3 protein-coding genes and 2 pseudogenes are annotated in these 4,240 nt (G+C 73.3%); all 5 read right to left on the reverse strand.

Annotated features, from left to right (window positions below; genetic code table 11):
• Positions 1–121: 121 nt before the first annotated feature.
• A complete protein-coding gene (locus Q4C85_RS11640) occupies positions 122–1,183 on the reverse strand; it encodes a bifunctional glycosyltransferase family 2/GtrA family protein (protein ID WP_303142288.1) in 1,062 nt (353 codons plus the stop codon).
• Between the two features lie 127 nt (positions 1,184–1,310).
• Positions 1,311–2,264, reverse strand: a pseudogene (locus Q4C85_RS11645) (phosphodiester glycosidase family protein); the annotation flags it as partial.
• Positions 2,265–2,441: 177 nt separating this feature from the next.
• Positions 2,442–3,197, reverse strand: a pseudogene (locus Q4C85_RS11850) (histidine kinase dimerization/phospho-acceptor domain-containing protein); the annotation flags it as partial.
• Complete coding sequence (locus tag Q4C85_RS11650) at positions 3,194–3,562, reverse strand: response regulator transcription factor (protein ID WP_303142290.1); 369 nt, start codon at positions 3,560–3,562, stop codon at positions 3,194–3,196. The pseudogene Q4C85_RS11850 and the gene Q4C85_RS11650, both read right to left, overlap by 4 nt.
• A gap of 148 nt (positions 3,563–3,710) precedes the next feature.
• Positions 3,711–4,097, reverse strand: a complete 387-nt coding sequence (locus Q4C85_RS11655) for a GNAT family N-acetyltransferase (RefSeq protein WP_303142293.1) — start codon at positions 4,095–4,097, stop codon at positions 3,711–3,713.
• Positions 4,098–4,240: the final 143 nt, after the last annotated feature.

Here is a 4,240-nt window from a genome sequence, read left to right on the forward strand (position 1 = left end):
GCCGGTGCCCCAAGGCCCCGACACGTGGCGGCGAGCCCGGCCACCCCACTGCGGGTGGCCGGGCTCGCCGTGACCCGTCCGGGTGCCGCCCGGCGTCGTCGGCCGCAGGCCCGGGGCGGGCTCAGGCCCGCTCGCGGAAGACGATCCGCCGCTGGGCGAGGTAGCTGGCCACGTAGATGGAGGCGTCGCCGATGACCTTGGCGATGCCCAGGGGGATGCCCAGGCCCGTCAGCGTCCACAGCGCCACGTAGCTGGCCGCCAGCAGGGTCAGCGCCAGCGCGATGTAGCGCACGGCGGTCAGGCGCACCGTCCCGGGGGCGGCGTGGAAGACCCGGCGGTTGAGGAAGAAGTTGCAGGTCCCGCTGGTCAGGCGGGCCCCCACGACGCTGACCAGGAGGTTGCCCGTCAGGGCGAACAGCACCATGACCGCCAGCCAGTCGATCGCGAAGCTCGCCAGGCTCGCCCCGACGAAGCGCAGCAGCGGGGCGTAGATCCGCGCGGAGTCGACCAGGGGGCGGAAGTGGGAGGAGGTGTTGCCGGGCTCGTAGATCGTGGCGATCTCGACCTCCTCGACCCCCAGGCCGAGCTCATGGGCGCGCAGGAGGGTGCTCAACTCGTACTCGTAGCGGTCCCCGCGGACCTCGAGAAGCCAGTCGAGGTGGCCGGCCGGGTAGCCGCGCAGCCCGGTCTGCGTGTCGCGCAGCCTCCACCCGGTGGCGCCACGGAACAGCAGGGCGGTCACGTCGTTGCCGACCCGGCTGCGCAGGGGCACCTGGCCGGTGAACATGCGCACGCCCAGGGTCATGCGGCCGGTGGCCCGCACCCGGGCGGCGACGGCGGCGATGTCGGCCGGCGTGTGCTGGCCGTCGGCGTCGGCGCACACGACGTCGGCCGCGGGCCAGGCCTGGGCGGCGCGGGCGATGCCGGTGCGCAGCGCCTGCCCCTTGCCGGCGTTGACCGGGTGGGCGAGGACCTCGGCTCCCTGGGCGCGGGCGGCGGCGAAGACGGCTCCGAACTGCGGGCCCGAGCCGTCGTCGACGACGAGGACCTGGCAGCCGGGCAGCCGGAGCCCGAGGTCGGCCACCAGCGCGGCCAGGCGCATGTCGGGCCGGTAGGCGGGCACGAGCACGACGAGCTCGACCGGCGGGGCGGGGGTCTCGACCGCCCGGAACGCCCCGGTCATGGGGGGCGCAGTGCGTCGGGGTGTGGGTCCGGAGGCGAGCGGTCGGCGGTGGCGCGTCATGCCCTGGCCGGCGAGGCGGCGACGCGTCGGGCGAGGGCCGGTGCTGGGTCGGGTCGAGACGGACATGTCAGGCTCCGTTGGCGATGTAGAAGATGTCGGAGGTGGCGCGCTCGCCGCCGTTGGAGGGCTGGTTGATGATCGAGCCGTTGAAGTACATGGCCGAGGAGCCGCCGCCGTCGAGGTTGTAGGCGGCCTGGCAACCCAGGTCCTTCATGATCTGCGCGAGCTCGGTCATCGTGACCCCGCGGGAGTACCCCTCCTCGCGGCCGTCGACGACGACGAACATGTAGTGGTTGGTGTCGATGACGCCCACCGCGGTGCGGGGCTGCTCGCCCTGGATCGAGTGGTTGCCGACGTTGGTGTCGACCTCGACGTCGTCGATGCCCGAGAGGATCTCGCCCCCCTGGACGAGCGCCGGCCCGAAGGAGCAGGTGTTCCAGGCCCCGGCGTCCAGGAGGGTCTGGGCATCCGTGGTGGTCTCGTCGTAGACCTCGACGCGCCCGTCGGTGTAGAAGACAATGCCGTCGCGCACCCCGGAGTCGCGGTAGATGACGCCGTTGCGGATGAGGATGCCGTCGGTGCGGAAGCCGTAGTAGTCGCCGTTGATGGCGAACACGGCGTCATGCTCGGAGGCGATCTGGCTGGGCTTGGCCGTGATGTTGGTACCGTACTCGTTGCTGGCGAAGGCCGAGCGGACCGTCGTCGCATCGGCCACGGTGATGTCGGCGGTGAAGTAGGTGACCGTGTCCGAGCCCGAGCCGGTCGAGATCTGCTCGATCGCGATGGTCGTGTTCGACGAGGAGTAGGAGTTGTCGCCGATCTGGACGTCGGTGGCTGCCGCGGCGGTGGCCTGGGCGGTGGACTGCACCGAGGAGTTGGCGGCCTCATAGGCGGCGACGTCGGAGATCTCGGTGTGGTCGATGACGAAGCGGTTGAGGGCCCAGGCGCTCGTGCCGGTGGCGGTCAGGCCCAGGACGGCCGCCCCTCCCAGGAGGAGGTTGCGGCGGGTGTGCTTCTTCTTGGCGGGTCGCTCGGCCGCCCCGGGAGCGGCCTGGTGCTTGCTGGTCATGGCATAACCGTGGCCCGCCTGCGTGTGGCGGCCGTAGGCCCCGCATATGCGCTTCCTGTGAACCCGAGCCGGCCGGTCCTCGGGGGTGGAGTGCTGGGTGTTTTTCGGACGGCATGTCTTGGCCTCGATGACGCCGAGGCGCGTCCTCACCTCCGGGGAGTGCTCCATGGCGCGCAGCACCTCGGCGGTCGCGGAGATCGAGGCGACGGGCGTGCGGATGTCGTGGCCGATCTGCGCGACGAGCTCGCGCTTGGAGCGTTCGGCGGTCTCCTGCCGGCTCCGCGCCCGGGCCAGCTCGGTGCGCATGAGGTCGAAGCTCTCCGTCCACGCTCCGAACACATGGTCACGGTCCATCGACAGCGGCGCCTCCAGATCCCCGCCGGCCACCCGGGAGGCGAAGGACCTCAGCCTGTCGAAGGGCACCACGAGGCGCCGATGGGTCCGTGTCATGAGCGCGGCCGCTCCAGCCGTCAGGACGGCGACGACGCCGGTGGCGCACCACGCCAGCCTCCGGGCGGCAGCCGCCTGGCGCTCTGCGGCGTCGTCGCGGAGGTAGACGGTGGCGACGATCGAGGCCCCGGCGACCACCGGCGCGGCGAGCCAACCGTCCCGGGCGGCCTGCACCGCCGTTGTCGGGGCCGGATGGGATCCACCGGTCGAGGCGAGCACGGCGCCGTCGGGCCCCACGAGAGCCGCCGGCGCGCCCAGGGACCTCAGGTCCGCGGAGGAGGTCGCCGGCCACGTCTGGGTGACCACCTCGACGGCGTCGTTGAGGGCGACGGCGTCGGGCCGCGCCGGCTCGCGCAGAGCTAGGTGCCACACGAGGGCGAGCCCCGCGCAGGCGATCACCAGCAGCGCCAGCAGTCGGCGGGCCAGCTGTCTCATCGCGGGAGCCGCCCGCCGGGCCGGCTGGCCCCGGGACCGGTCGCCGGTGCGGGGTTGGTCCCGGGGCCTGTCCCGGGCGCGGGCTCCGGCTCGGGGGCGACCGCGCCGTCGGCTCCGCCGTGGAGCCCGCCGCCGGTGCCGGGGGTGGTGCAGCGGGCGCGCAGGTCGCGGCAGAAGGCGAAACCATTCATGCCAGGGAGGTTGACGTCCAGGACGACGACGCCGACCGTGTCCTGGGCGAGCACCGCCAGACCGTCCTCGGCCGTGGAGACGTGCCGGCAGGTCAGTCCGAAGGCCGTGAGGTAGTCGGCGACGGCGTCGGCCATCTCGGTCTCGTCCTCGACGAGGAGAACATCGGTGTGCATGAGGACCTCCCGGGTGCATTGGGTCACCCGGGAGGAGCGCCCCGAGCCGGGCGCGGCCGGTGGCCGCTGGGAGTGCGCCGGGCCCGGCCGGGCGCGTACCAGGCCCAGCGGGTCGATCTTGCGGGGGCCGGGGGAGGGGAGTCGTCGTTCAGGCTACTGGCCCCAGGGGCCTGCGCATCGAGTGGTAGGCCGCTGGGGCGAATCCCAGGGAGGCGTAGAGGGAGGCCCCCTGGTCCGATGCCTGGAGGTCGGCCCGGTCCGCGTGCTGGCCGGCCCACTTCAGTAGCGCCTCCAAGCAGCGCCGGGCATGGCCGAGGCCGCGGGCATGGCGCCGCGTCACGACATTGAAGATGACCGCGCTCGTCCCGCTCGGACACGACGGGGCGGGTGCGCCGTGCTCCAGGCGGGCCATCGCACAGGACACGACCTCGCCGTCGACCTCGACGACGACGATCCGGCACTCGGGATCGGCCAGTGCGGCCTCGACCCACGCGGTCGTGGCCTCGCGCAGGTGCTCGGCGCGGGCGCCGTCCATGTCGGCGAACATGAGCGCCCGCAGCTCGACGAGGGCGTCGACGTCGTCGAAGCGTGCGAGTCAGACGGGAGGCGCGCCGGATGCCATGGTGCGAGCCTACGGCCCCGCCCCGCCCACCCGGCCGACCTCGCCCAACCCCGCCG

The organism is Actinomyces sp. (assembly GCF_030524025.1).
Taxonomy (GTDB): Bacteria; Actinomycetota; Actinomycetes; order Actinomycetales; family Actinomycetaceae; genus Actinomyces.